24 protein-coding genes are annotated in these 24412 nt (G+C 70.9%); 16 read left to right on the top strand and 8 right to left on the bottom strand.

Annotated features, from left to right (window positions below):
• Window positions 1-193 precede the first annotated feature (193 nt).
• From B9S64_RS09025 to B9S64_RS09035, 3 genes are all read right to left on the bottom strand, one after another.
• A complete protein-coding gene (locus B9S64_RS09025; protein ID WP_103493835.1) occupies window positions 194-541 on the bottom strand; it encodes a hypothetical protein in 348 nt (115 codons plus the stop codon).
• Between the two features lie 283 nt (window positions 542-824).
• Window positions 825-2078 carry a pentapeptide repeat-containing protein gene (locus B9S64_RS09030; RefSeq protein WP_308460779.1) on the bottom strand — a complete coding sequence of 418 codons (1254 nt, stop codon included), beginning with the start codon at window positions 2076-2078 and terminating at the stop codon, window positions 825-827.
• Between the two features lie 408 nt (window positions 2079-2486).
• Window positions 2487-3367, bottom strand: a protein-coding gene (locus tag B9S64_RS09035; protein ID WP_103490709.1) for an IS5 family transposase whose coding sequence is annotated in 2 segments (ribosomal slippage) — window positions 2487-3007 and window positions 3007-3367 — 882 coding nt in all. Because the reading frame shifts where the segments join, the coding sequence is not laid out codon by codon here.
• 173 nt (window positions 3368-3540) lie between these two features.
• Here B9S64_RS09035 and B9S64_RS34940 point away from each other — a divergent pair.
• On the top strand, window positions 3541-3672 hold the full coding sequence (locus B9S64_RS34940; protein ID WP_258317553.1) for a hypothetical protein: 132 nt from the start codon (window positions 3541-3543) through the stop codon (window positions 3670-3672).
• Window positions 3673-4076: 404 nt separating this feature from the next.
• On the opposite strand, the gene B9S64_RS09040 is transcribed toward B9S64_RS34940, so the two are convergent.
• Window positions 4077-4867 (bottom strand): IS5 family transposase gene (locus B9S64_RS09040; protein WP_109492219.1). Its coding sequence is split into 2 segments (ribosomal slippage): window positions 4077-4550 and window positions 4553-4867, totalling 789 coding nucleotides; the frame shifts between segments, so codons are not numbered across the junction.
• Window positions 4868-5118: 251 nt separating this feature from the next.
• Here B9S64_RS09040 and B9S64_RS09045 point away from each other — a divergent pair.
• From B9S64_RS09045 to B9S64_RS09070, 6 genes are all read left to right on the top strand, one after another.
• Window positions 5119-6090, top strand: a complete 972-nt coding sequence (locus B9S64_RS09045; RefSeq protein ID WP_103490800.1) for an ATP-binding cassette domain-containing protein — start codon at window positions 5119-5121, stop codon at window positions 6088-6090.
• Window positions 6087-6875, top strand: coding sequence for an ABC-2 family transporter protein (locus tag B9S64_RS09050; protein WP_103490799.1), 789 nt, complete (start codon window positions 6087-6089; stop codon window positions 6873-6875). The genes B9S64_RS09045 and B9S64_RS09050 overlap by 4 nt, the downstream gene beginning before the upstream one ends.
• 5 nt (window positions 6876-6880) lie before the next feature.
• The gene (locus B9S64_RS09055; protein WP_103490798.1) at window positions 6881-7681 is read left to right on the top strand and encodes an ABC transporter permease; all 801 of its coding nucleotides are present in this window, start codon (window positions 6881-6883) and stop codon (window positions 7679-7681) included.
• A 282-nt stretch (window positions 7682-7963) separates the two neighbouring features.
• Window positions 7964-9139, top strand: coding sequence for a macrolide family glycosyltransferase (locus tag B9S64_RS09060; protein WP_103490797.1), 1176 nt, complete (start codon window positions 7964-7966; stop codon window positions 9137-9139).
• A gap of 91 nt (window positions 9140-9230) precedes the next feature.
• Window positions 9231-9659, top strand: a complete 429-nt coding sequence (locus B9S64_RS09065) for a hypothetical protein (protein WP_103490796.1) — start codon at window positions 9231-9233, stop codon at window positions 9657-9659.
• Between the two features lie 210 nt (window positions 9660-9869).
• Window positions 9870-11957 (top strand): LamG domain-containing protein, encoded by a 2088-nt coding sequence (locus tag B9S64_RS09070; RefSeq protein ID WP_103490795.1) that lies wholly within the window; start codon window positions 9870-9872, stop codon window positions 11955-11957.
• 58 nt (window positions 11958-12015) lie between these two features.
• On the opposite strand, the gene B9S64_RS09075 is transcribed toward B9S64_RS09070, so the two are convergent.
• Window positions 12016-12684: a pirin family protein gene (locus B9S64_RS09075; RefSeq protein WP_103490803.1), complete on the bottom strand. Its 669-nt coding sequence runs from the start codon at window positions 12682-12684 to the stop codon at window positions 12016-12018.
• Between the two features lie 79 nt (window positions 12685-12763).
• On the opposite strand from B9S64_RS09075, the gene B9S64_RS09080 reads away from it, so the two are divergent.
• From B9S64_RS09080 to fabF, 5 genes are all read left to right on the top strand, one after another.
• On the top strand, window positions 12764-13972 hold the full coding sequence (locus B9S64_RS09080; RefSeq protein ID WP_028439860.1) for a CdaR family transcriptional regulator: 1209 nt from the start codon (window positions 12764-12766) through the stop codon (window positions 13970-13972).
• Between the two features lie 89 nt (window positions 13973-14061).
• Complete coding sequence (locus B9S64_RS09085; protein WP_103490794.1) at window positions 14062-14976, top strand: ACP S-malonyltransferase; 915 nt, start codon at window positions 14062-14064, stop codon at window positions 14974-14976.
• Window positions 14977-14989: 13 nt separating this feature from the next.
• Complete coding sequence (locus B9S64_RS09090) at window positions 14990-15991, top strand: ketoacyl-ACP synthase III (RefSeq protein WP_028439858.1); 1002 nt, start codon at window positions 14990-14992, stop codon at window positions 15989-15991.
• Window positions 15992-16054: 63 nt separating this feature from the next.
• Entirely contained in the window at window positions 16055-16303 is a 249-nt protein-coding gene (locus B9S64_RS09095; RefSeq protein ID WP_028439857.1) for an acyl carrier protein, read from the top strand.
• Between the two features lie 80 nt (window positions 16304-16383).
• The gene (gene fabF / locus B9S64_RS09100) at window positions 16384-17646 is read left to right on the top strand and encodes a beta-ketoacyl-ACP synthase II (RefSeq protein ID WP_103490793.1); all 1263 of its coding nucleotides are present in this window, start codon (window positions 16384-16386) and stop codon (window positions 17644-17646) included.
• A 130-nt stretch (window positions 17647-17776) separates the two neighbouring features.
• Here the strand turns inward: fabF and B9S64_RS09105 are convergent, their stop codons facing one another.
• Window positions 17777-18271 (bottom strand): DUF3145 domain-containing protein, encoded by a 495-nt coding sequence (locus B9S64_RS09105; RefSeq protein ID WP_103490792.1) that lies wholly within the window; start codon window positions 18269-18271, stop codon window positions 17777-17779.
• Between the two features lie 378 nt (window positions 18272-18649).
• On the opposite strand from B9S64_RS09105, the gene B9S64_RS09110 reads away from it, so the two are divergent.
• Window positions 18650-19564: an SGNH/GDSL hydrolase family protein gene (locus tag B9S64_RS09110; protein WP_103490791.1), complete on the top strand. Its 915-nt coding sequence runs from the start codon at window positions 18650-18652 to the stop codon at window positions 19562-19564.
• A gap of 11 nt (window positions 19565-19575) precedes the next feature.
• Entirely contained in the window at window positions 19576-20568 is a 993-nt protein-coding gene (locus tag B9S64_RS09115; protein WP_103490802.1) for an aldose epimerase family protein, read from the top strand.
• 60 nt (window positions 20569-20628) lie between these two features.
• On the opposite strand, the gene B9S64_RS09120 is transcribed toward B9S64_RS09115, so the two are convergent.
• Window positions 20629-21237 (bottom strand): LysE family transporter, encoded by a 609-nt coding sequence (locus B9S64_RS09120; protein ID WP_103490790.1) that lies wholly within the window; start codon window positions 21235-21237, stop codon window positions 20629-20631.
• Window positions 21234-22070 carry an EI24 domain-containing protein gene (locus tag B9S64_RS09125; protein WP_103490789.1) on the bottom strand — a complete coding sequence of 279 codons (837 nt, stop codon included), beginning with the start codon at window positions 22068-22070 and terminating at the stop codon, window positions 21234-21236. The genes B9S64_RS09120 and B9S64_RS09125 overlap by 4 nt, the downstream gene beginning before the upstream one ends.
• A 109-nt stretch (window positions 22071-22179) precedes the next feature.
• Here B9S64_RS09125 and B9S64_RS09130 point away from each other — a divergent pair, with 109 nt between their 5' ends.
• Together B9S64_RS09130 and B9S64_RS09135 are read left to right on the top strand one after the other, a co-directional pair.
• Entirely contained in the window at window positions 22180-23334 is a 1155-nt protein-coding gene (locus tag B9S64_RS09130) for a mandelate racemase/muconate lactonizing enzyme family protein (RefSeq protein WP_103490788.1), read from the top strand.
• Entirely contained in the window at window positions 23331-24350 is a 1020-nt protein-coding gene (locus B9S64_RS09135) for a zinc-binding dehydrogenase (RefSeq protein ID WP_103490787.1), read from the top strand. Before B9S64_RS09130 ends, B9S64_RS09135 begins: the two co-directional genes overlap by 4 nt.
• Window positions 24351-24412: the final 62 nt, after the last annotated feature.

Below are 24412 nucleotides of genomic sequence, written 5' to 3' on the forward strand. Positions count from 1 at the left end.
GGAGGCCGCTCTTGCCTCTTCAGCAGTGAGCGGCGCCTCTCGCACAGCAAAAAGGCCCAACTCTCCATTGAAGAGACTGGGCCTAGCCCTGGGGGGCGACGTCAAAAGCATGTCAGCTCTGGGTGGCATCCTAGATACCGAGTACAACGAAACCCGAAAAAACCCTCTGAGCTGCGCTGTTGTGAGGGTTTCGTTACTTCTGTGGGCGTTGTTTCCCCAGGCCTCGGAGTGGGTCGTTAAGGCTGTCGGGGTCTCCCCTCAGGTCTTCATGCTGGCGACTCAGGTGCCCCGTGATCTTTACGATTAGGCGCCGGAGCTGCCGCTCAACTGCGCCAAGCTCTGTGTTCCCCAGCCAGATCGTGCTTCTCGTGGTTGAGATCGGTGAGCGTCGGATCCGCTCAGCAACGAACTGGTTCTCGATCAGGCTTAGAAGCAGGAGCACCTCTTGGGCGGTGTAGCGCCCGTTGACAATGCGGTCGAGGATCTCTTGTTCGTTGGGGTACGACTGGATCTTGATGGCCTCGTCCCTGGCTGCGGCCATCTGCGCGAAGCGGCGACGTCGATGAGCGCGTCCCTTGCATCGTTCTGAGCAGTACTTCCTTGGACGTCCAGTAGGGCTGGCCTTGGGCAGAGTGAAACTGCAGCCTGGTCCCTGACACTGTCCACTCTTGCCTGTCCCCATCTGCGCACTGTACGACCGCACGCCCACGCTGGGTCCGAGACGGAGGCTGGTGAGACCGTACTGTCGTCCGTCGGGTCATGAAGTGACCGGACCCTTCGGGAGACCTGCAGGCCCGCCTGCGACCGATTAAGCCCCCGTAGTCCTATGGACTTGGGAGTAGCCAAGAGGAAGGCAGGTTGACCTCTGCAGGAGCAGGTGTGCCGACGGCAGCCAGAAGCGCATGAGGAGCCGGGCCGCACGCGTCGCGGAAGTCCACGGTGCCGCCGGAGAACTCCGCGCGGGAGAAGTCCACGTTGCCGCCGGAGAACTCCGTGTCGGAGAAGTCCACGTCGCCGCCGGAGAACGTCGCGCGGGAGAAGGGCACGTCGCCGCCGGAGAACCTCGCACCGGAGAAGGACACGTCACCGCCGGAGAACCTCGCACCGGAGAAGTCCACGTCGCCGCCGGAGAACCTCGCACCGGAGAAGCGCACGTCACCGCCGGAGAACCTCGCACCGGAGAAGCGCACGTCGCCGCCGGAGAACGTCACGCCGTCGAAGTACACATAGCCGCCGGAGAACGTCACGCCGGAGAAGGGCACGCCGCCGCCGGAGAACCTCGCACCGGAGAAGTACACGTCGCCGCCGGAGAACCTCGCACCGCGGAAGTCCACGATGCCGTCGGAGAACGTCGCGCTGGAGAAGTCCACGTCGCCGCCGGAGAACGTCACGCCGAAGAAGGACACGTCGCCATCGGAGAACGTCGCGCTGGAGAAGGACAGGTCGCCATCGATGACGACCTTGGTGAGATCAAGGTTGTAGCCCTGCCACGAGCGGTGAGTGCCCTTGGGGATGCGGTAGTGATCTCCGATAAGCCGCAAGATCGTGTGGCGAACCTCGCGCAGTGCGCGGTACCGGTCCTTCTTGTCCTGATGAGTATCGCGTCGTTCCTCGGAGGGCGAAGTCCCGTCGGGAAAGGTATCGGGCAAGTCGCCGGGATCGGGGGAGAAGGGTAGACGGAGGTAGGCGCACAGGACATCGATGCAGGTCTGGCGCAGGTCTTGTGTGGGGGCGTCGTCGGCAAGGCCGGCCAATGCGTGGACGCCGCCGAGCCGGACGGCTGGGGAGTCAGATCCGAGTTTGTCGACGGCCTGGGAGAAGCGCTCAGAGTGCAGCTTTGTGGCCTCCCGGTGAGCGCCGACCTCGTCGACGCGCTGGCGGCGGTAGGCGACGACCAGGGCGACGAGCGCACCGGCCCCGGCGACCACACCGAAGGAGAGCTTCACCAGGTCGAAGAGCGTTTTCGCGTTGAGCTTCGCGGTGGAACCGATCTCCTTGACACCGAGCAGGCTGTACAGCCCGTAGAAGACGCTGCTGGCGATTAAGACCGCAGCGGCAAAAGAGGCCGTCAGCGCCAAGCCGACCTTCCATAGCCTCAACTCCCGATCATTCGGAGCGGATCGAGGCCTTCGATTGGGTGTCATGACACTGAAGATACGGCTGGAAGACCAGCGGTTGCAGCCAGGTCAGTGTCCCTCGATGTCGTTGCGTTACGGTGATCGGGAAATTCCCGTTGCGTTACGCCATGGTGTGACGCAACGGAGAACCTCCGACCTGCGTAACGCAGTACCAGGAGGCCCCGGTGTCGGCACGCCGCTGCACGAACCCTGTCTGTTCCGAAGCGTTGCCGGACGACTCGACTACCCGCAGGCGCTACTGCTCGGGCGCGTGCCGCCAGGCCCACCACCGGAGCACCCATCCCGCCGCGATCGCGCGGCCAGCGCCGGATCCCCAATTCCAGGCGGTGCTAGGTCGTGTCCGGCGGATCACTGGCGGAGCCAGAGTCGGATCGCGGCGGCGGTAACGGTGCCGTGGAAGACGTAGGCCCGCTTGTCGTAACGGGTCGCGACCGCGCGGGAGTTCTTGAGCCGGTTGATGGTCCGCTCGACCTCGTTGCGGCGCCGGTAGAGGTCGCGGTCGAAGCTGGCGGGCCTGCCACCGCTGCTGCCTCTGCGTCGGCGGTTGGCCCGCTGGTCCTTCGGTTCCGGGATCGTGTGCCGGATGTGGCGTCTTCGCAGGTAGCGGCGGTTTCGGCGTGAGCTGTAAGCCTTGTCGCCACTGACGTGATCCGGCCGGGTGCGGGGCCGTCCGCCCAGTGGCCGGGGAACCCGTATCCGGTCCAGGACCTCGACCATCTGCGGGGCATCGCCCCACTGACCCGGCGTGAGCAGGAACGCCATGGGACGGCAACCGCCTTCGCCGGCGAGGTGGATCTTGCAGGTCAGGCCGCCCCGGGACCGTCCGAGTCCCTCGTCGGGGCGGTGGTGCCGGGGCGTCGTCCTTTTTTCGGGATCCGCGGACGGACTGTGCGGGCGCCGGCCGCGTGCTGATGGGCCCGGCAGGACGTCGAGTCGACGCCCACCATCGACCAGTCGATCCTCCCGGCCAGGTCGGCGTCAGCCTGGACCGCGTGCAGGATCCGGTCCCAGGTACCGTCCGCCGACCAGCGGCGATGCCGTTCATAGACAGTCTTCCACGAGCCATAGCGTTCCGGCAGGTCACGCCACGGGACACCGGTCCGGACCCGAAAGAGGATCCCGTTGAGCACGGTGCGGTGGTCATTCCACCGGCCGCCCCGACCACCAAGAGGTGGCAGATGCGGCTCCAGCGATGACCACTCGCGGTTCGTCAGATCCCCCCGACCCATGCCCGAACCAACGAACGACCGGTCAGAAGGTCACATGATCCGCCGGACAGGGCCTAGCCGAATTCGCGCGGGCGCGCGCGGCCGGCCTGGCCGGAGCGGCGCAGGAGCTAGCAGCCCTGCCGCCGGGTGATCAGGCAGTACGCAGCGCCTACACGGCGCGGCTCCCGGAACTGGTGCGCGAGGTGATGGCGGCCGCCGTCGTGTGCGACCGGGCCGCCGGACTCACCTGGGAGGACATCGGCGAGTGGCTGGAACTCCACCCGGACACCGCCCGCAGCCGCTACGGAACTCCCGGGAAGCGCTGACGACGGGAGGCGTCGGCGAGGACCGTCTTCGCCTCCTGGAACGGATTAGATTCACGGCTGTTGGACGTGCTGACGCGCAGCACGTCGTCCCGCCCTGCTGCGCGGGTGCGTACACCTCGGGAGTCGTCACCGGTCAAACTCCAGTGACAAACAGTCAAGATCGTTTGTCAGAGGTCAGCCGAGGAGAGACCCCGCCTCATCCACGACAGGCCGGGAAAACTCACTGAATGCGCAACCGCCTCATGCCGCTACACCACCGGCCGAACGCCAACGGAAGGATGGCAATGCTGGCAGTGCGAGAAACTTCAGCGCCGTCGCCAACGCACCCACCAACGCCGAGGACATGTTTCCGACGGCTCCTGACCAGTCGGTGCCACGAACCACCCTTAGAGCTCGTAACACGATCATGGGCGAGGCTTCTTGAGGCGTCGGTAGCAGATGAGGCTGCAGGCGAGGGAGACGAAGGCGTCGTGGAGTTCGGTGCGGCGTTCCCAGCGGACGGCGAGGCGTTTGAAGTGGTGGAGCAGGGCGAAGGTCTGCTCGACGACGTAGCGGAGTTTGCCCAGGCCTTTGATGTTCGGGCGGCCCTTCTGGGAGATGACGGGCATGATCCGGCGCTTGCGCAGTGTGTCGCGGTTCGGGTTGGAGTCGTAGCCCTTGTCGCCGAGGAGGGCTACGGGCCTTCGGCGGGGTCGTCCGGGTCGGCCCGCGACGGGCGGGATGCCGTCGACCAACGCGAGGGTTTGGGTGACGTCGTTGACGTTGGCCGCGGTCGTGATGACCTTGAGCGGGGTGCCGCGGCCGTCGCAGATCAGGTGGTGCTTGCTGCCCGTCTTCCGCCGGTCGACCGGCGACGGACCGGTGTCGGCGCCCCCTTTTTCGCGCGGATGTGAGAACCATCCACGCACGCCCGTGACCAGTCGAGCTTGCCGGCCGCGTTCAGCTCCGCGAGCAGGACCCGGTGCAGCTGGTCGAAGACCCCCGCCTTCTGCCACCGGTCCAGGCGGCGCCAGCACGTCTGACCCGAGCCGAACCCCAGCTCCAGGGGCAGAAGTTGCCAGGCTATGTCGTTGTAGAGGACGAACAGAACGCCCTGGAGACAGCGCCGGTCCGACACCGGCCGAGGCCCCGGGGACCGCTCCGGCCACGGCGGCAGCAGCGGCTCGATCAGCGCCCACAACTCATCGTCCACGATCCACGGTCGAGTACCCACACCCTCACGAACGGCCGAATCGTCACACCGGTAACGGCCAACCAGCACACTTCAACAAGATCGTGTTACGAGCTCTTAAGGAGGGGGTGAAGGGCGTGCAATCGGTTTAGCGGCAGGGGGCACCCGAACTACCACCCTCTGGACCGAAATTGGTTGGCCTAGACCAGCCCTTGATGTGCACACTCCTGTTCGGCACGCCCCTCGGGGCCCGACCAGGTCCAGGAGAGGCACACATGCCCGTCATCGAGGTGGCAGACCTCGTCAAGGAGTTCCGCAGGACCAAGCGCCAGGAGGGCTCCTTCGCCGGTCTGCGCACACTGCTGACCCGTGAGCAGACCGTCAAACGAGCCGTCGACGGCATCAGCTTCCAGGTCGGGCGGGGAGAGATGGTCGGCTACCTCGGGCCGAACGGCGCCGGTAAGTCCACCACCATCAAGATGCTCACCGGCATCCTGGTGCCCACCTCCGGCACCGTCCGCGTCGCCGGGACCGTCCCCTGGCGTGACCGGGCCCGCAACGCGCGGCAGATAGGCGTGGTCTTCGGGCAGCGCAGCCAGCTCTGGTGGGACCTTCCGCTGCGCGACTCGCTGTGGCTGATCGGCCGGCTCTACGACGTGCCCACCGCCCGGTTCGAGGAGAAGCAGCGGCAGTTCACCGAGGTGCTCGACCTCGGCTCGTTCCTCGACACCCCGGTACGGCAGTTGTCGCTCGGCCAGCGGATGCGCGGAGACCTCGCCGCCGCGATGCTCTACGACCCGAGCATCCTCTACCTGGACGAGCCGACCGTGGGCCTCGACGTCGTCGCCAAGGAGCGCATCCGCGCCTTCGTCGGCGAACTCAACCGGGAGTCCGGGACCACCGTCGTCCTCACCACCCACGACCTGGACGACGTCGAGGAACTCTGCGACCGGATCGTCCTCATCGACCACGGCAAGGTCGCCTACGACGGCGCCGTGGCCGAGCTGAAGACCCGCTACGCGCCGCACCGCGAACTCGTCGTGCAGACCGACCGGCTGGAGAGCGTCGAGGGCGCCGAGGTCGTCCGCCGCGAGGAGGGCAAGGTGTGGCTCCGCTTCGACCCGGCGCGCACCCCGCCCGCCGCCCTGGTCGCCTCCGTACTGGCACGGCACGAGGTGACCGACCTGTCGATCGTGGAACCCGAGCTGGAGAGCGTCATCCACCGGATCTACGCGGACCGAGGATGAAGGCCCATCTCGCGTGCGCCCGGATGGAGTTCCGCGTCGCGCTCACCTACCGCGCCTCCTACCTGTCCTCGTTCGTCATGATGCTGCTCCAGATCTACCTGCTGACGGTGGTCTGGGAGGCGTTCTACGACGGCCGCGACGAGGTGGACGGCGTCTCCCTCTCCACCATGACGGCGTACGCGACGCTGTCCACGCTCCAGTACACGCTGGTCAGCCCGTGGCGGTCGTCGCCCATCGACCAGCGGGTGCGTGAGGGCAAGGTCGCGGTGGACCTGCTGCGGCCCGTCGGGTTCCCCGGGCAGATGCTCTCCGGCCAGCTCGGGTGGGCCTCCGCAGCGGTGCCCGTGCTGCTGGTGGCGCTGCCGTTCGCCCTGCTGATCGGCGCCGGCCAGGCCCCCGCCTCGACGGCCGCCGCCGTCGCCTATCCCCTGGCCCTGCTCGGCGCGCTGCTCGTGAACCAGCTGCTCGGGCTGCTGCTCGGCATGGTCTCCTTCTGGACGCTGGAGGTGAGCGGAGCCCTCATGGCGTACCGCTTCGTCGCACAGTTCTTCTCCGGGGCCCTGGTCCCGCTGTGGTTCATGCCGGGACCGGTCAGGGCCGCCGCGGAGTGGCTCCCCTTCCAGGCGACCGCGTACACCCCGGCCGCCGTCTACCTCGGCCAGGTCGAGGGGTACGGCACGCTCGCCGCCCTCGCCGTCCAGGGGGCGTGGATCGTCGCGCTCGGCGCTCTTTCCGCGCTCGTCTGGTCGCGGGCGCGCCACCGTGTCATGTCGCAGGGCGGGTGAGGGGGGTGCGAGGGCTGCGCGTCTATCTGCTGCTGGCCGGTGCGGCGTTCCGCGCCGAGTTCCAGTACCGGGGGAACCTGTTCATCAACATCATCGGGGGGCTGTTCTACCAGGGTGTCGGGCTGGCCTTCATCTGGGCGGTCCTCGACCGTTTCGGCCAGGTGGGCGGCTGGGGGCTCCCGGAGATCGCGTTCCTCTACGGGCTGCGGCTGACCGCCCACGGCCTGTGGCTGCTGCCGGGCCACCAACTGGTCCATGTGGACGAGGTGGTGATCGAGGGCGAGTACGACCGGTACCTGGTCCGGCCGGTGTCGCCACTGGTCCAGCTCCTCACCCGCAGGGTGCGGCTCAGCTCGCTGGGCGACCTGGCGGGCGGGGTGGTCCTGCTGTCCGTCGCCTCGGCGTCCGCGCCGGTGAACTGGACGCCGGGGGCCGTGGGCTTCCTGCTGCTGGCGGTCCTCGGGGGCGCGTTGGTGGAGGGTGCGCTGCAACTGGCCGCGTCCGCCCTGGTGTTCCGGATGAAAAGGGTCTCACCGATCAAGTTCGCCATCGACATGATCTTCAGCGACTTCGGCAACTACCCGCTGAAGATCTTCGGTTCGGCGGCCGGATTCGGGCTGACCTTCGTGTTCCCGCTGGCGTTCGTGGCGTACCTCCCGGCGACCGTGCTGCTGGACCGCGAGGACGAACTCGCGGTGCCCGCGTGGCTCGGCTGGGGGGCGCCCGCCGTCGGGGTGCTGCTGATGTACGCCGCGTACCGCTTCTGGGAGCGGCAGACCCGCCACTACGAGAGCAGCGGGCACTGAGCGGGAACGGCCCGCCCGGCGGTGGCTCTCCGCCGGGTGCCGCCGGCCTTCGCGGGCGGCACCCGGCGGCACCGCGTAAATCCGTCGCGTGCGGCGCGCGGACGCACTATCGTGCCGCGCATGAACATCGTCCAGCTCTACGGCTGACGCCGGACGGGGCACCGCCCCCGCCTCCGTCCCCGCGCACCGCGCTCCGTGCGCGTCTCCCCGGGCCGTTCCCGGGGAGCCGTCGCACCGGTCCGCCGTGCCCTCCGCCGTAGACCTGAATCGAGTTGATCCTCCATGTCCCGTCGCCCCGCCCATATCGCGATGGTCGGCGTCCCCGCCGTCAGCCACGTCCTGCCGAGCCTCCAGGTCATCCGTGAGCTGGTGGCCCGTGGCCACCGGGTGACCTACGCCAACGACCCGGCCGTGGCCGGCCTGATCACCGCCACCGGCGCCGAGTTCGTCCCCGTCACCTCCGTACTGCCCGTGACCGACAACGACTGGCCCGACGACCCGATCGGGGCGATGGGCCTCTTCCTGGACGACGCCGTCCAGGCGCTTCCGCAGGTGCGGGCCGCCTACGACACCGACCCGGCGGACCTGTACCTGTACGACATCGGCGCGTACGCCGCCCGCGCGCTCGCCGAGTCGCAGGGCCGCCCGCTCATGCTGCTCTCCCCGACCCTCGTGGCCTGGGAGGGCTACGAGGAGGAGGTCGCGGCAGCCCTGTGGGGGCTGCCCGGGGCCGACGCCTACCGGGCGAGGTTCACCCGGTGGCTCGCGGAGTGCGGGGCGGTCACCACGGACATGGACGCCTTCTGCGGGCGCCCCGCCGACACGCTGGCGCTCATTCCCCGGGCGATGCAGCCGCACGCCGACCGGGTGGACACCGGCACGGTGACGTTCGTCGGCCCCTGCTTCGGCCCGCGCGGCGACGAGCACACCTGGACGCGCCCCGAGGGCGCCGAGAGGGTGCTGCTGGTCTCCCTGGGCTCGGCGTACACCCGGCAGCCGGAGTTCTACCGCCGGTGCCTGGCCGCCTACGGTGATCTGCCCGGCTGGCACGTCGTGCTCCAGATCGGGAAGTACGTCGATCCCGGGGAGCTGGGAGCCATCCCGTCCAACGTGGAAGTGCACTCCTGGGTACCGCAGTTGGCGATCCTGGAGCAGGCCGACGCCTTCGTCACGCACGCGGGGATGGGCGGGAGCAGCGAGGGTCTCTACACCGGGGTCCCGATGATCGCCGTGCCGCAGGGCGCCGAGCAGTTCATGAACGCGGACCGTCTCGTCGAACTGGGCGTGGCCCGGCGCATCGACACGGCGGACGCCACCCCCGAGGCGCTGCGGACCGCGTTGCGCGAACTGACCACCGACCCGGAGGTGGCCCGCCGGTCCGCCGAGCTCCGGGCCGGGGCACGGGAAGAGGGCGGCACCGCGCGGGCGGCCGACCTGATCGAGCGCACCTTGGGCTGACGCGGCCGGCCGGGGCGGGCACGTGCCCCACCGGGGAGCCGTCCCGGCCCATGTCCCCCTGGCGAAAGCGCCGTTGCTAGATTCGTGCGCCATGCGATCACACGAGTACGACCTCCAGTTCCGCGACCGGGCCGCACGCATACGCACCTGGGGCCTGATCCTGCTGTCCCTGGCCGGGCTGCTGTGGATCTGGTGTGCCGTGCTGCTGGTGACGCCCTACGAGGCCGACACATCCCGCGGGAACGACTACCGGAGCCCCGCCCACTGCGAGTCCCGCCTGTTCACCGACCGGGGGACGGCCAACCACGGCATCCAGGAAGGGAATTACTGCGCGAACGAGCGTGACTGGCCGGAGGCCCTCGCGGTCCTCGGGCTGTCGGTCCCGTTGTCGGCCGCGGGGATGGGGCTCTTCACCGCCGGTTCCGTCAGCCGCCGGATGAGCGCCCATGGCCAGGCGATGCGCGAGCTGGACAAGTTCGCGGAGGCCGGGGACAGCCCGGACGGCGAACTCCCCGCATAGCGCGGTCCGTTCCCCCCCCTGCGCACGCCGCCTTCCAAAAATGCGACGCGGGCATGCCACCGCCGGGGCTAGGGTCACGGCGGGGGCGGGTGCGGATGTCCGGGTGCGGGCGTCCGCCCTGTGTGGCGGAGCGGGCCGAAGGACGGGCCGTCCGCTTCGGCGGTGCTCGTGAGCCGTGGCCCCCTACCGACCCACCGGGGAGCCCACACCGTGCCGAGAACCACGTTCCGCCTCCTGACCGTCACCCTCGTCACGGGGATGGCGGTGGCCGCCTCGCTGCCCGCCTCCGCGCGGTCCGAGCAGAGACCGTCCCGCCCGTCACTCGACAGCCTGGCCACGGAGGACCGGCCCTGCGACGTGGTGACACCGACCCGAGTGCGCTTCTCACCGACCCTCCACGCCCAGCTGAGCGACCCCGACGGCGACCCGGTCAGCGCCCAGTTCGAGGTCAGCTGGACCGCCGCGGGCTCCGACGCACCGAGCCGTCTGCGCCTCGGCACCACGGCCAAGGCCAGCGGGTCCGCGTTCTCCTGGAAGGTGCCGGACACCGTCCCTGAAGGGCAGGTCAGCTGGCGGGTACGGGCGAAGGACGCCGACGGCTACGGCCCCTGGAGCGACTCGCGGCACCAGGGCCGGTGCCAGTACCTCAAGGACGTCGAGGCACCCGCCGCGCCCCAGGTCACCTCGCCCGACGTGCCCCTCGACGGCGACGAGCCGGTGGACGTCATGGGGCGGTACCCCTCCTTCACCTTCGCCACGTCCTCACCCGACGTCACCGCGTACCGGTACTCCCTCAACGGCGGAGCGACCGAGACGGTACGGCCGGAGAAGCCCGGGGCATCCGTGACGGTGCGGCTGACGCCTCCCTCCCCGGGGCTGCTGCAGCTGGAGGTCCAGGCGCTCGACGAAGCGGGGAACATCAGCGCGCCCACCCGGTACACCATCCGGGTCGCGTCGCCCGCCGACTCCGTCGCCCGGTGGAAGCTCGACGACCCGGCGGGCTCCCTGTTCGCCGGGGAGGCCTCCGGCGGGCAGTCGGCCTGGGCGTGGCACGGCGTCACCTTCGGCGCCGACGGCCCCAGCGGCACGTCGGCCACCGGGGCGGTGACACTCGACGGCACCTACGCGACCGGCCTCCGCGCCGAGACCACCGCGGCGGACCCCACCGGCACCTACAGCGTCAGCGCGTGGGTCCGTCCCGAGGACGTCGACCGCGGCATGACGGCGGTCAGCCAGACCGGCTTCCTCGCACCCTCCGACTTCGCTCTCGGCACCACCGTCGGCGAGGACGGGCGGCCGGCCTTCGCCTTCTCCGTCCCCGCCGCGTCCGGCGGGGCGACCCGCGTCACCGGCGGCACCCCCGCACCCGGCGAGTGGACCCACCTCACCGGCGTCCACGACCCGGTGGCGGGCACCGCGCGGCTCTACGTCGACGGGGCCCTCGCCGCATCCGGCGCCGCGGCGGTCCCGGCGGCGGACTCCCACGGGTACGTGGAGATCGGGCGCGAACTGGAAGAGGACGGCACCCACTGGACGGGCGCCTGGCACGGCGACCTCGCCGACGTACGGGTCTGGGACCGCGTCGTACGGTCGGAGGAGATCGCCGACCTGGGCCACCGCACCCCGCAGCGCACGGGGTACTGGGCGATGGACACCGTCCGCACCGACGACTCGTACACCGACACCCCCGGCGTCGGCGGCGGCCAGAGCCTCATCCTCTCCGGCGACGCCCACCTGAACACCACGGACCCGCTGACCGGGGAGGGCAGCATCTCACTCGACGGCGACGGCGACCACCTCGACAGCGACGGCCACCAGATCGACACCGGCCGGAGCTACACCGTCACCGCGCAGGTGCGGCTGCGCGAGTGGGCGCCGGAACGGGACATGGCACTGCTCTCGCAGGGCGGTGACGAGGCCGACGCCTTCACCCTCCGCTACCGTGGGGACGACCTCATGTGGGAGGCCGTCTTCGCCCACGCCGACTCCGGCGACGCGGAGACGACCACCCTGACCGCCCCGTTCGGCGACGACACGTGCACGTTCGCGGTGCAGTACGACAGCGAGGCCGGCGAGGTCCGCCTCTTCCTGAACGGTTCTCTCACCGACAGCGCCGCGTACTCCGCGGCCGACGCCTGGGACGCCTACCGCGCCCTCCAGGTCGGCCGCGACGGGGCCGGACAGGGCGGGGCCCACCACCTCGACGGCGACGTGGACGAAGTCCGCACCTACGCCGGTGTGCTGTCGGCGTCGGAGATCCGTGAGCTGGCCGAGCCGGGAGAGCACCCGGATCTGTGATCCGGGTGCCCGCGCCCGGCACCCGCCGCCGGGCGCGGTCCGCCGACCGGTGGCACCGTCACATGCCGGCGAACTCCCACACCAGCGCCTCGGCGTCCGTCAGGGCCACCAGCTCCAGCCCCCGGGGGTCCGTGATCCGCGCCGAGTCGCCCGCGCCCAGCTCCTCACCGCCGAGCCGCACCTGGCCCCGCACCACGTGCGCGTACACCCCCGCCGCCTCCGGGACGGCCGTGCGCTCCCCCGCGGCCGGCCGCCGGACATGGAGCACCGCCCCCGCCTCGGCGAGGACGTACGGGGTGGCGGCGGGTCCCCGGACATGGGTGTACGAGGGTTCGCCGCCCGCCTCCAGTGGGGCCAGCCACATCTGAACGAACGTCAGCGGGCCCGTCCCGTCGTTGCGTTCGACGTGCCGCACGCCCGCGGCGGCGCTGAGGTGCTGCACCTCCCCGGCCCGTACGACGGTGGCGTGGCCCGCCGAGTCGCGGTGGGTCAGCTCGCCCTCCACCACCCAGGTGACGATCTCGGTGTGACTGTGCGGGTGCTCGTCGAAGCCCGCGCCGGGGGCGAGGCGCTCCTCGTTGCAGGCGAGGAGCGGTCCGAAGCGCAGGTTGTCCGGGTCGTAGAAGTGCCCGAACGAGAACGCGTGCAGGGTCTCGATGCCCGCGGAGCCACCCGTGGCCGGGTCCCCTCCGCGGAAGCGGTCGCCGGAGCGGCGTACGTCCATCACACGCACCACGGTAGCCCCGTCGGGTATCCCGCCGCCCCGGCCCTCCGTCCGGCGGTTCCGATAAGGCAGTCTTGTGTGCGTGCCCCGACCCGATCCCGAGCAGCCCGAGCAGCACGCTGCGAACGACGCCCATGACCACGCCGCGACCCTGAAGCGACTGGAGCAGTCCTCCGGCCGGCTGGCCGCGAACGCCATCGCCCGCATGGACGAGACGCTGCCGTGGTACCGGGCGATGCCCCCGGAGAACCGTTCCTGGATCGGCCTGGTCGCCCAGGCCGGTATCGCCGCGTTCACCGAGTGGTTCCGGCATCCGGAGACCCCGCAGGCCATCTCCACCGACGTCTTCGGGACGGCTCCCCGCGAGCTGACCCGGGCCATCACACTCCGCCAGACCGTCGAGATGGTCCGCACCACGATCGAGGTCATGGAGACCGCGATCGAGGAGGTCGCGGCGCCCGGGGACGAGTCCGTGCTGCGCGAGGCGCTGCTCGTGTACGCCCGGGAGATCGCCTTCGCGACCGCCCAGGTGTACGCGCAGGCCGCCGAGGCCCGTGGGGCGTGGGACGCCCGGCTGGAGTCGCTGGTGGTGAACGCGGTGCTGTCCGGCGAGGCGGACGAGGGTGCCGTCTCCCGGGCGGCGGCGCTCGGCTGGAACTCCCCCGAGCACGTGTGCGTGGTCCTGGGCACCGCCCCGGACGGCGACAGCGAGCTGACCGTGGAGGCGATCCGCCGGGCGGCCCGGCACGCCAAGCTCCAGGTGCTGACCGGGGTGCTCGGACACCGCCTGGTGGTGATCGCGGGCGGCAGCGACAACCCGCTGAACGTCGCGAAGTCGCTGATCGGCCCGTACGCGGCCGGTCCCGTCGTCGCCGGCCCCGTGGTGCCCGACCTGCTCGCGGCCACCCGGTCCGCGCAGGCCGCCGCCGCCGGACTCAAGGCGTGCTCGGCGTGGCAGGACGCTCCTCGGCCCGTCCTGTCGGACGATCTCCTTCCGGAGCGCGCGATGGCCGGAGACCCCGCCGCGCGCGACCAGTTGGTGGAGGAGATCTACAGACCGCTCGAAGAAGCCGGTTCGGCTCTGCTGGAGACCTTGAGCGTCTATCTGGAGCAGGCGAGCAGCCTGGAAGGGGCGGCCCGGATGCTGTTCGTACACCCCAATACCGTGCGCTACCGGCTGCGACGTGTGACCGACGTCACCGGCTGGTCACCCTCCGACGTCCGTTCGGCCTTCACTCTGCGGATCGCCCTCATCCTGGGGCGCTTGGCCGCCGCGGACACCCCGTCCTAGACTTTTGTCGGACTTCAACAATTCCCCTGACGGTTCTTCGTCCCTGTCCCCACGGGCGTAGGAGGCCGTCCCCAAGAGAGAGTGTGAGTGTGCTCGTACTCGTCGCTCCCGGCCAAGGCGCTCAGACGCCCGGCTTCCTGACTCCCTGGCTCGAACTCCCCGGAGCCGCCGACCGCCTCGCGGGCTGGTCGGACGCCATCGGGCTCGACCTCGCCCACTACGGCACGAAGGCCGACGCGGAGGAGATCCGCGACACGGCCGTGGCCCAGCCGCTGCTGGTCGCCGCGGGCCTCCTGTCCGCCGCCGCCCTGGACGCCTCGCCCGGCGTCGTCGCGGGCCACAGCGTCGGTGAGATCACCGCAGCGGCGCTGGCCGGCGTGATCGACGACGAGGCCGCGCTCCGCTTCGTCCGCACCCGGGGGCTCGGCATGGCCGAGGCCGCCGCGGTCACCGAGACGGGCATGGCGGCCCTGCTGGGCGGCGACCCCGAGGTGACCGTCCCGCATCTGGAGAAGCTCGGTCTCACCCCGGCGAACGTCAACGGCGGCGGCCAGATCGTCGCCGCCGGCACCGCCGCGCAGATCGCCGCGCTGACCGAGGACAAGCCCGAGGGCGTGCGCCGAGTGGTGCCGCTCAAGGTGGCCGGCGCGTTCCACACGCGGCACATGGCCCCGGCCGTGGAGAAGCTGCGTTCCGCCGCCGCCACGCTGAAGGTCGCCGACCCCCGGGTGACGTACGTGTCCAACGGCGACGGGACGACGGTCGCCGACGGCCCCGAGGTCATCACCCGGCTCGTCGGGCAGGTCGCCAACCCGGTCCGCTGGGACCTGTGCATGGAGACCTTCGAGAAGCTCGGTGTCACGGCCCTCGTCGAGCTGGCACCCGGTGGCACCCTGGTCGGGCTCGCCAAGCGCGCGCTGCCCGGCGTGAAGACCCTCGCGCTCAAGACACCCGATGACCTCGACGCGGCCCGCGCGCTCATCTCCGAGCACGCGGGCGCCTAAGGAGCCCGAGAGCATGTCGAAGATCAAGCCCAGCCAGGGCGCCCCGTACGCACGGATCATGGGGGTCGGCGGCTACCGCCCGACCCGGGTCGTGCCCAACGAGGTGATCCTCGAAACGATCGACTCGTCCGACGAGTGGATCCGCTCCCGCTCCGGTATCGCCACCCGCCACTGGGCCTCCGACGAGGAGACCGTCACCGCGATGTCCGTCGAGGCGGCCGGCAAGGCGATCGCCGACGCCGGGGTCCGCCCCGAGCAGATCGGCGCGGTCGTCGTCTCCACCGTCTCGCACTTCAAGCAGACGCCGGCCGTCGCCACGGAGATCGCCCACAAGGTCGGCGCGGGCAAGCCCGCCGCCTTCGACATCTCGGCCGGCTGCGCGGGCTTCGGCTACGGCCTGACCCTCGCCAAGGGCATGATCGTGGAAGGCTCGGCGGAGTACGTCCTCGTCATCGGCGTGGAGCGGCTCAGCGACCTCACCGACCTGGGGGACCGGGCCACGGCCTTCCTCTTCGGTGACGGCGCGGGCGCGGTCGTCGTCGGCCCCTCGAAGGAGCCGGCCATCGGCCCCACGGTCTGGGGCTCGGAGGGCGACAAGTCCGAGACGATCAAGCAGACCGTGGCGTGGGACGAGTTCCACGCCGAGCGGCCGGAGAAGTTCCCGGCCATCACGCAGGAGGGCCAGGCGGTCTTCCGCTGGGCCGTCTTCGAGATGGCGAAGGTCGCCCAGCAGGCGCTGGACGCCGCCGGGATCTCTCCGGAGGACCTGGACGTCTTCATCCCGCACCAGGCCAACATGCGGATCATCGACTCGATGGTGAAGACGCTCAAGCTGCCGGAGCACGTCATGGTCGCCCGTGACGTGGAGACCACCGGCAACACCTCGGCCGCCTCGATTCCGCTCGCGATGGAGCGGCTTCTGGCGACCGGGCAGGCCAAGAGCGGCGACACCGCGCTCATCATCGGCTTCGGGGCGGGTCTCGTGTACGCCGCGACGGTCGTTACCCTCCCCTAGGCACAGCGGATCATTCTTTCCGTACGCCCGAACCCTGCAGACACACACCGAAGGAGCGCCAACATGGCCGCCACTCAGGAAGAGATCGTCACCGGTCTCGCCGAGATCGTCAACGAGATCGCCGGTATCCCGGTCGAGGACGTCCAGCTGGACAAGTCCTTCACCGACGACCTGGACGTCGACTCGCTGTCCATGGTCGAGGTCGTCGTCGCCGCCGAGGAGCGCTTCGACGTCAAGATCCCCGACGAGGACGTCAAGAACCTCAAGACGGTCGGGGACGCCGCCGAGTACATCCTGAAGCACCAGGGCTGATCCGAGCCCTGATCCGTGTGTCGCCACCCGGCGGTGGCGCCGCTGATTCACGACCCTCTACACGTGGAGAAGATTTTCCAGTGAGCTCGACCAATCGCACCGTGGTCGTCACCGGTATCGGCGCAACCACTCCGCTGGGTGGCGACTCCGCATCGACCTGGGAAGGTCTGACGGCCGGTCGCTCCGGCATCACGACCCTTCAGGGCGAACGTTTCGCCGAACTGCCCGTCCGGATCGCCGCCCTCGCGGCCGTCGACCCGGGCGACGTACTGCCCCGCCCTCTGGCCCGCAGGCTGGACCGCTCGGCGCAGTTCGCGCTGATCGCGGCCCGCGAGGCGTGGGCGGACGCCGGTTACACCGGCAAGGCCGGTGAGGACGAGAAGGTCCTCCCCGAGCGTCTGGGCTCGGTCGTCGCCTCCGGCATCGGCGGCGTGACCACCCTGCTCGACCAGTACGACGTGCTCAAGGAGAAGGGCGTACGCCGCGTCTCCCCGCACACCGTTCCCATGCTCATGCCCAACGGCCCCTCGGCCAACGTCGGCCTGGAGGTCAACGCCCGAGCCGGTGTCCACACCCCGGTGTCCGCCTGCGCGTCGGGCGCCGAGGCCATCGGGTACGCCGTCGAGATGATCCGCACCGGCCGTGCCGACGTGGTCGTCGCCGGTGGTACCGAGGCGGCCATCCACCCGCTGCCGATCGCCGCGTTCGCCAACATGATGGCGATGTCCAAGAACAACGACGAGCCCGAGAAGGCCTCGCGTCCGTTCGACACCGGCCGGGACGGCTTCGTCCTGGGCGAGGGTGCGGGCATCGTCGTCCTGGAGTCGGCCGAGCACGCCGCGGCGCGGGGCGCCAAGGTCTACTGCGAGGTGCTGGGGCAGGGGCTGTCCGCGGACTCCCACCACATCGCGCAGCCTGAGCCCACCGGGCGCGGTATCGCCGCGGCGATGCGGAACCTTCTGGACTCCTCGGACCTCAAGCCGTCGGAGATCACCCACCTGAACGCGCACGCCACCTCCACCCCGCAGGGCGACCTGGCGGAGATCAAGGCGCTGCGCAAGGTGCTGGGCGACGACCTGGACCACGTCGCCGTCTCCGGTACGAAGTCGATGACGGGCCACCTGCTGGGTGGCGCGGGCGGCGTCGAGACCGTGGCGACGGTCCTGGCCCTGCACCGCCGTCTGGCGCCCCCGACCATCAACATCGAGGAGCTCGACGAGGCGGTGGACGCGGACATCGTGCGCGACAAGCCCCGTGCGCTGCCCGAGGGGTCGATCGCGGCGATCAACAACTCGTTCGGCTTCGGCGGTCACAACGTGGTGCTGGCGTTCCGCTCCGTCTGACGCCGCGTCACCGTACGTGGACGAGGCCCGCCTCCCGGTCCGGGAGGCGGGCCTTCCGCGTCGCGGGACGGCCAAACGGCCGGGCCCGCGCCCTGGCCGTAAGGGGGCCTTTCCCGTCGCGACGGCGGCCTCACACCACCTGGTGGAGCCACCGCACCGGGGCGCCCTCGCCCGCGTGCCGGAAGGACTCCAGCTCGTCGTCCCACGGCTTGCCCAGCAGCACGGCGACCTCCGTCTCCAGGTCCGCCGTGCCGTCCAGGGACCGGGCGAGCGCGGCCCGCAGCCGGTCCTCCGGGACCAGGATGTCGCCGTGCATACCGGTGACGGCGTGGAAGATGCCGAGGCCCGGCGTGGCGCTGTAGCGCTCGCCCTCCGCCGTGGGGCAGGGCTCGGCGGTCACCTCGAAGCGCAGCAGGTCCCAGCCGCGGAGCGCCGAGGCGAGCTGTGAGGCGGTGCCGGCCCGGCCCTGCCAGGAGAACTCGGCCCGCCACATGCCCGGCGCGGCCGGCTGTCTGATCCAGTCGAGCTGCACCCGCACGCCGAGAACACCCGCCACCGCCCATTCGACGTGCGGGCACAGCGCGCGCGGTGCGGAGTGGACGTACATGACTCCACGTGTCGTCACCGGGACCTCCAGTGTGGGACGAGGATCGCCTTCCCCAGCGGCCTCGCGCCCGTACCGCCTCTTCCCGGACGGCTCCCGAGGTCGTCTTCAGTAAACAGCATCGGGAGTGAATCTCCTGAAAAGGGACAATATGTGACATAGGATAACTTACCGGATCTCTCTTGGTTCGGATCCGGTCGGAAAGACGACGTCACTGGTTCGACGGGGGAAAAGCTACCGTGCCCCGAGGCCGGGTGGGTGGCGTACGGTCGGTACGAGGCCCCCGAATCGCCCGGCGTTCACCCGCCGGGGCGCGCGGGCCCGCCACCTGGGGACGCCGGAGTACGCCGGAGTGCGCCAGGGACTCATTCGCCCGTGCGACCGGAGGGGACAGCAGGAATGGCCAAGGGTGTGTCTCGCCGTCGTCTCCGGCGCGCCGCGACCGCGCTGGTGGCGGCCGCGGCCGTGGGTGCCACGGTGCTGACCGGATGCGGCGGCCTCGTGGACGACGGCTCGGCGGGCGGCGCGGGGCACTCCCGGCGCGGCCCCTCGCCGACGTCCGTGTGGGACACCGGCCCCTCCTCCGTCGCCGCTGTCGGGGACTCCATCACCCGGGGCTTCGACGCCTGCTCGGTCCTGGCCGACTGCCCCGAGGTGTCGTGGGCGACCGGCACCGACGACGCGGTGCGCAGTCTCGCGGTGCGGCTGCTGGGCCCCTCGAAGGCGGCCTCGCACAGCTGGAACCACGCGGTGTCGGGCGCCCGGATGGCACAGCTGCCGGAACAGATGGCGCTGGCCGCGAAGGAGCGCCCCGAGCTGGTGACGGTGATGATCGGCGCCAACGACGCGTGCCGGGACACCGTGGACCTCATGACGCCGGTGGCGGACTTCCGGGCCTCGTTCGAGGCCTCGCTCCGGCAGCTGCGCGCGAAGGCGCCCGGCGCCCAGGTGTACGTGTCAAGCGTGCCCGACCTGAAGCGGCTCTGGTCCACCGGGCGGGAGAACCCCCTGGGCAAGGAGATCTGGAAGCTGGGGATCTGCCGGTCGATGCTGGCCGACGCGGACGACATGAGCGCCGCGGCCGTCGCCCGGCGCGACGCGGTCCAGGAGCGGGTGGTCGCCTACAACGGGGTCCTGAAGGACGTCTGCGCCACGGACACCCGCTGCCGGTACGACGGCGGGGCGGTGTTCGACTACCGGTTCACCGGCGAACAGCTCAGCCGGTGGGACTGGTTCCACCCCGGACTCGACGGCCAGGCCAGGCTGGCGGAGATCGCGTACCGCACCGTCACGGCCGCCGGACCGTCCGCGTAAAGTCCGTGATCATGATCACGGGCACCGCGATACACAGCGAAGACTTCACCCCCCGCGCCGACGGCACGCCCGTCCGGCGCTGGACCCTGGAGCGCGACGGCACACGGGTCCGGGTGCTGACGTACGGCGCGGTGGTGCAGTCCGTGGAGGTGCCCGGACGGGACGGCGTGCGGGCCGGGGTGGCGCTGGGGCTGCCGGACACCGCCGGGTACGAGACACACCCGGGGCCGTACTTCGGGGCCCTGGTCGGGCGGTACGCGAACCGGATCGCGGGCGGGACGTTCGTCCTGGACGGACACACCCACCAGGTCACCCGCAACGAGGGCCGCAACCACGTGCACGGCGGGACCCGCGGCTTCGACAAGCGGGTGTGGGACGCCGAGGAGGTGGCGGACGGGGTACGGCTGTCCCTGGTCGCCGAGGACGGCGAGGAGGGCTTCCCGGGGCGGCTGGCGGTCTCGGTGACGTACACCCTGGACGCGGGCGGGGCGCTGCGGATCGGCTACCGGGCGGCCACGGACGCGCCGACCGTGCTGAACCTGACCAATCACACGTACTGGAACCTGGCCGGCGCGGGCAGCGGGAGCGCGCTCGGGCACGAGCTGCGGATCGCGGCCGGGCGGATCACGCCGACGGACGACCGGTCCGTGCCCACCGGCGCCCTCGCGGCCGTGGACGGGACCCGCTTCGACTTCCGGAAGCCGGCGCCCGTGGGCCCCGGGTACGACGTCAACTACGTCCTGGACCCGGCGGGCGAGGCGCCGGTGGCCGAGCTGTACGACGCGGGTTCGGGCCGGCTGCTGACGGTGTGGACCACCGAGCCGGGGCTCCAGCTGTACACCGCCGACCACTTCGACGGGCGGCCGTTCACCGCGTGCGCCGGGATCGCGCTGGAGACGCAGCACTTCCCCGACTCCCCGAACCGGCCGGACTTCCCGAGCACGGTGCTGCGGCCGGGCGAGGAGTTCACCTCCACGACCGTGTACGGGTTCTCGGTCCGCTGAGGGGCGCCGAGGGGGCCGAGGGCGCCGAGCGGCACTGAGGGGGCGTGCGGGCCGGGGGGCTCAGCGGGCGAGGCCGAGGGTGACACCGAGGCCCACCAGGGCCGAGCCGATCGTACGGTTGAGGGCCTTCTGCCGCCGGAGCATCGCGGTGCGCAGGTGGGCGTGCGAGAAGAACAGCGCGACCAGGCCGAACCACCCGAAGTGGGCCAGGGACATGAACAGCCCGTAGCCCGCCTGCCGCCAGTAGGCCGTGTCCTCCCCGACGACCTGGGTGAAGGTGGACACGACGAAGAGCGTCGTCTTGGGGTTGAGCACATTGGTGAGGAAGCCGGCGCGCAGCGCGGCGGCCCCGCTCAGCGCCCCTTTCCCCCCGAGGTCCACGGTGAGGTCGCCCCGGGCGAGGAAGGTGCGGACGCCGATGTACACGAGGTAGCAGGCGCCGGCCAGCTTGATCGCGGTGAACAGCGCGGTCGAGGAGGCGATCAGCAGGCCGATGCCGAGCATCGTGTAGGCGACGTGCACCAGGACGCCCGCGGCGACCCCGGCGGCCCCCAGCACGCCGGTCCTGCGGCCGTGCAGGGTGCTGTTGCGGACGACCATCGCGAAGTCGGCGCCCGGACTGACGACCGCGAGCACGGTGATCAGGGCCACGGCCAGGATCTCGGTCATACGGGCCCGCTCCTCGGTCCTCGTTCAGGGTGCGGGGGCACCGGCGTCCGGTCCTTGCTCAGGGTGTACGGGGACGGGGCGGCCGGTTCCGGTGCGGGCGGGGCCGTGAGGTCGCGGACCAGCAGCGTGGCCCCGGCGACCGCGCCCGGCATCAGGAACACCGCGACGAGCGGGACCAGGAAGGCGAGCGCGAGCGGCACCCCGAAGCCGAGGACCAGCATCCGGCGCGTACGCAGCAGCGCCAGCCGGTCCCCCAGCTCCGCGCCCCGGCGCTGGAGCGCGACGGCGGTCAGCTCCTCGCACAGGAAGTAGCCCGAGACGCAGAGGCCGAGCACCGGAATCACCGTCTGCCCGACGAGCGGGACGAATCCGAGGGCGAAGAGCACCACCCCGTACAGCGCGACGCGTGCCAGGACGCGGACGGAGTCCCGTGCGGAGATCCACAGTTCGCGCCAGAAGGACAGGCCGGACCCGGGGACCTCGCCGCCCTCGGCGCGGTCCACCTCCTCGGACAGCGCGTCGTAGAAGAGCTGGCCGACCAGCAGGGTCACCGCGGTGAAGGTGATCACCGCGAGGAACAGCCCGAAGAGGAAGACCAGGACGGTCAGGGTGTCGCGCAGGAGTCCGGACCAGGGCGAGGACCAGTCGTCGGCGAACGGGGTGACCCAGATGGCGAGGTCGTCGGCGCCGTAGCCGAGTCCGACCAGTGCCCCGGCGTAGACGACGAGGGTGATCAGACCGGGCAGCAGGCCGAAGCCGAGCCACCTGCCGTGGCCGAGGACCCAGCGCTGTCCCTTGACCAAGTACCCGACGCCCGCGGCGAGATCCTTCATGGCGTCAGCGTACGTGCGCGAACCATTGACACGGTCCGGGACCCGGTCCTACCGTCTCGCCAGGATTTCGAACGAGTGACGACATACCGAACAAGGAGAGTCAACTCCCGTGCGTATCACCGGAATCAGCACGCATGTCGTCGGCACGCCGTGGCGCAACCTCACCTATGTCCAGGTGCACACCGACGAGGGCCTCACCGGGGTCGGCGAGACCCGGATGCTCGGGCACACGGACGCGCTGGTCGGCTATCTCAAGGAGGCCTCGGCCAACCACGTCACGGGGTCGGACCCGTTCGCGGTGGAGGATCTCGTACGCCGCATGAAGTACGGCGACTTCGGGCGGGCCGGGGAGATCGTGATGTCCGGCATCGCGGTCGTGGAGATGGCCTGCTGGGACATCAAGGGCAAGGCGCTCGGGGTCCCGGTCTGGCAGTTGCTCGGCGGGAAGGTCACCGACCGGGTCAAGGCGTACGCGAACGGCTGGTACACCACCGAGCGCACCCCCGAGGCGTACCACGAGGCGGCGCGGGCGGTCGTCAAGCGGGGCTACCGGGCGCTGAAGATCGACCCGTTCGGCACCGGCCATCTGGAGCTGGGCCAGGAGGAGAGCCGGTACGCGGTCTCGCTGATCGAGGCGGTACGGGACGCGATCGGCCCGGACACGGAGCTGATGCTGGAGATGCACGGGCGGTTCAGTCCGGCGACGGCGGTGCGGATCGCCCGTGAGATGGCACCGTTCGCACCGGCCTGGCTGGAGGAGCCGGTGCCGCCGGAGAACCTCAAGGCGCTGGCCAAGGTCGCGGAGAAGGTGGACCAGCCGATCGCGACCGGTGAGCGGATCCACGACCGGATCGAGTTCCGCGAGCTGTTCGAGTCGCAGGCCGCCGATGTCATCCAGCCGGACGTCGGCCACATCGGGGGCATCCTGGAGGCCCGCAAGCTCGCCGCGACCGCCGAGACCCACTACATGATGGTCGCCCCGCACAACGTGGGCGGTCCGGTCCTCACCGCGGCCAGTCTGCAACTCGCGGGCTGCACGCCCAACTTCAAGATCCTCGAACACTTCAACGACTTCGCGGACGCCGACATCAAGAAGGTCGTCAAGGGAGCGCCCCGGGTGGACCCGGACACCGGCTGCTTCGAGCTGTCCCACGCGCCCGGACTCGGCGTCGAGCTGGACGTGGACGCGGCGGCCGAATTTCCGCAGCAGCGGGCGCGGTTCGACCTGTGGGCGGAAGGCTGGGAGAAGAGGCAGCCCAAGTGAGCACCCTCTCCCGCTCCGTGGTCGTCGACCGTCCCGGTGGCCACCGGCTGGTCCAGGGGCCGTGCCCCACACCCGGCCCCGGCGAGGTCCGGGTGCGGGTCGAGGCCGCCGGTATCTGCATGAGCGACCGCGAACTGTACGACGGCCACCGCGACGCGGCCTATGTGCGCTATCCCGTGGTGCCCGGACACGAGTGGTCGGGGACGGTCGAGGCGGTGGGCGAGGGGGTGGACCCCGCGCTCGCCGGGCGGCGCACGGTGGCGGAGGGCTTCCGGTTCTGCGGGGCCTGCGAGCGGTGCCGGTACGGCGAGACCTCGCTGTGCACGGCGGGGTACGACGAGACCGGGTTCACCCGGTCCGGGGCCTTCGCCGACCACGTGGTGGTCCCGGCCCGGCTGCTGCACCCGCTGCCCGACGAGGCCGATCCGCGGGCCGCCGCACTGCTGGAGCCCGCCGCGGTGACCGCCGCCGCCGTACGCGCCGGGGCGCCCGAGCCGGGCGAGCGGATCGCGGTGCTGGGGGCGGGGACGCTGGGACTGCTCGCGGTCCAGCTGCTCGCCGCGCTCTCGCCCACCGAGCTGACCGTGATCGACCCCCGGAGCGAACGGGCCGCCCTGGCACTGGACTTCGGGGCGAGCGAGGCCCGTACCCCCCAGGAGGCCGAGGAGGTGCGCGGGCGGTACGACCTGGTCGTGGAGACCGCCGGCGCCCCCAGTACCGCCGCCGACGCGTGTCTGCTGGCGCGGCGCGGGGGGCGGGTGGTGCTGACCGGGATGTTCACGCCGGGCGCGGTGGGCATCGACCCGGTGCACCTGTCGCTGAGCCAGCTCACCGTGCGCAGTGTCTTCGGGGCGTCCTCGGCCGCCTGGTCGTACGCGGTACGGGCGTTCACCGCGGGGCTGCTCGATCCGGCGCCGCTGATCACCCACGAGTTCCCGCTGGAGCGGTTCGGTGACGCCATGGCCCTGGTGGGCGCCGGGGGCCCGGGGACCGGGAAGGTGCTGCTGCGCCCCTGAGACACGCCCTCAGGGCTCCGCGCACCGGCGCGCGCCCCGAGATCCGAACCTTGTCCGACATA

It is taken from the genome of Streptomyces sp. SM18, assembly GCF_002910775.2.
Lineage (GTDB): Bacteria > Actinomycetota > Actinomycetes > Streptomycetales > Streptomycetaceae > Streptomyces > Streptomyces halstedii.

Excerpts from the sequence above, each read along its gene's own strand:
- B9S64_RS09025 (WP_103493835.1), bottom strand. The coding sequence starts at position 541 with ATGGCCGCAGCCAGGGACGAGGCCATCAAGATCCAGTCGTACCCCAAC.
- B9S64_RS09045 (WP_103490800.1), top strand. The coding sequence starts at position 5,119 with ATGCCCGTCATCGAGGTGGCAGACCTCGTCAAGGAGTTCCGCAGGACC.
- B9S64_RS09050 (WP_103490799.1), top strand. The coding sequence starts at position 6,087 with ATGAAGGCCCATCTCGCGTGCGCCCGGATGGAGTTCCGCGTCGCGCTC.
- B9S64_RS09060 (WP_103490797.1), top strand. The coding sequence starts at position 7,964 with ATGTCCCGTCGCCCCGCCCATATCGCGATGGTCGGCGTCCCCGCCGTC.
- B9S64_RS09065 (WP_103490796.1), top strand. The coding sequence starts at position 9,231 with ATGCGATCACACGAGTACGACCTCCAGTTCCGCGACCGGGCCGCACGC.
- B9S64_RS09090 (WP_028439858.1), top strand. The coding sequence starts at position 14,990 with ATGTCGAAGATCAAGCCCAGCCAGGGCGCCCCGTACGCACGGATCATG.
- B9S64_RS09095 (WP_028439857.1), top strand. The coding sequence starts at position 16,055 with ATGGCCGCCACTCAGGAAGAGATCGTCACCGGTCTCGCCGAGATCGTC.
- B9S64_RS09110 (WP_103490791.1), top strand. The coding sequence starts at position 18,650 with ATGGCCAAGGGTGTGTCTCGCCGTCGTCTCCGGCGCGCCGCGACCGCG.
- B9S64_RS09115 (WP_103490802.1), top strand. The coding sequence starts at position 19,576 with ATGATCACGGGCACCGCGATACACAGCGAAGACTTCACCCCCCGCGCC.
- B9S64_RS09120 (WP_103490790.1), bottom strand. The coding sequence starts at position 21,237 with ATGACCGAGATCCTGGCCGTGGCCCTGATCACCGTGCTCGCGGTCGTC.
- B9S64_RS09125 (WP_103490789.1), bottom strand. The coding sequence starts at position 22,070 with ATGAAGGATCTCGCCGCGGGCGTCGGGTACTTGGTCAAGGGACAGCGC.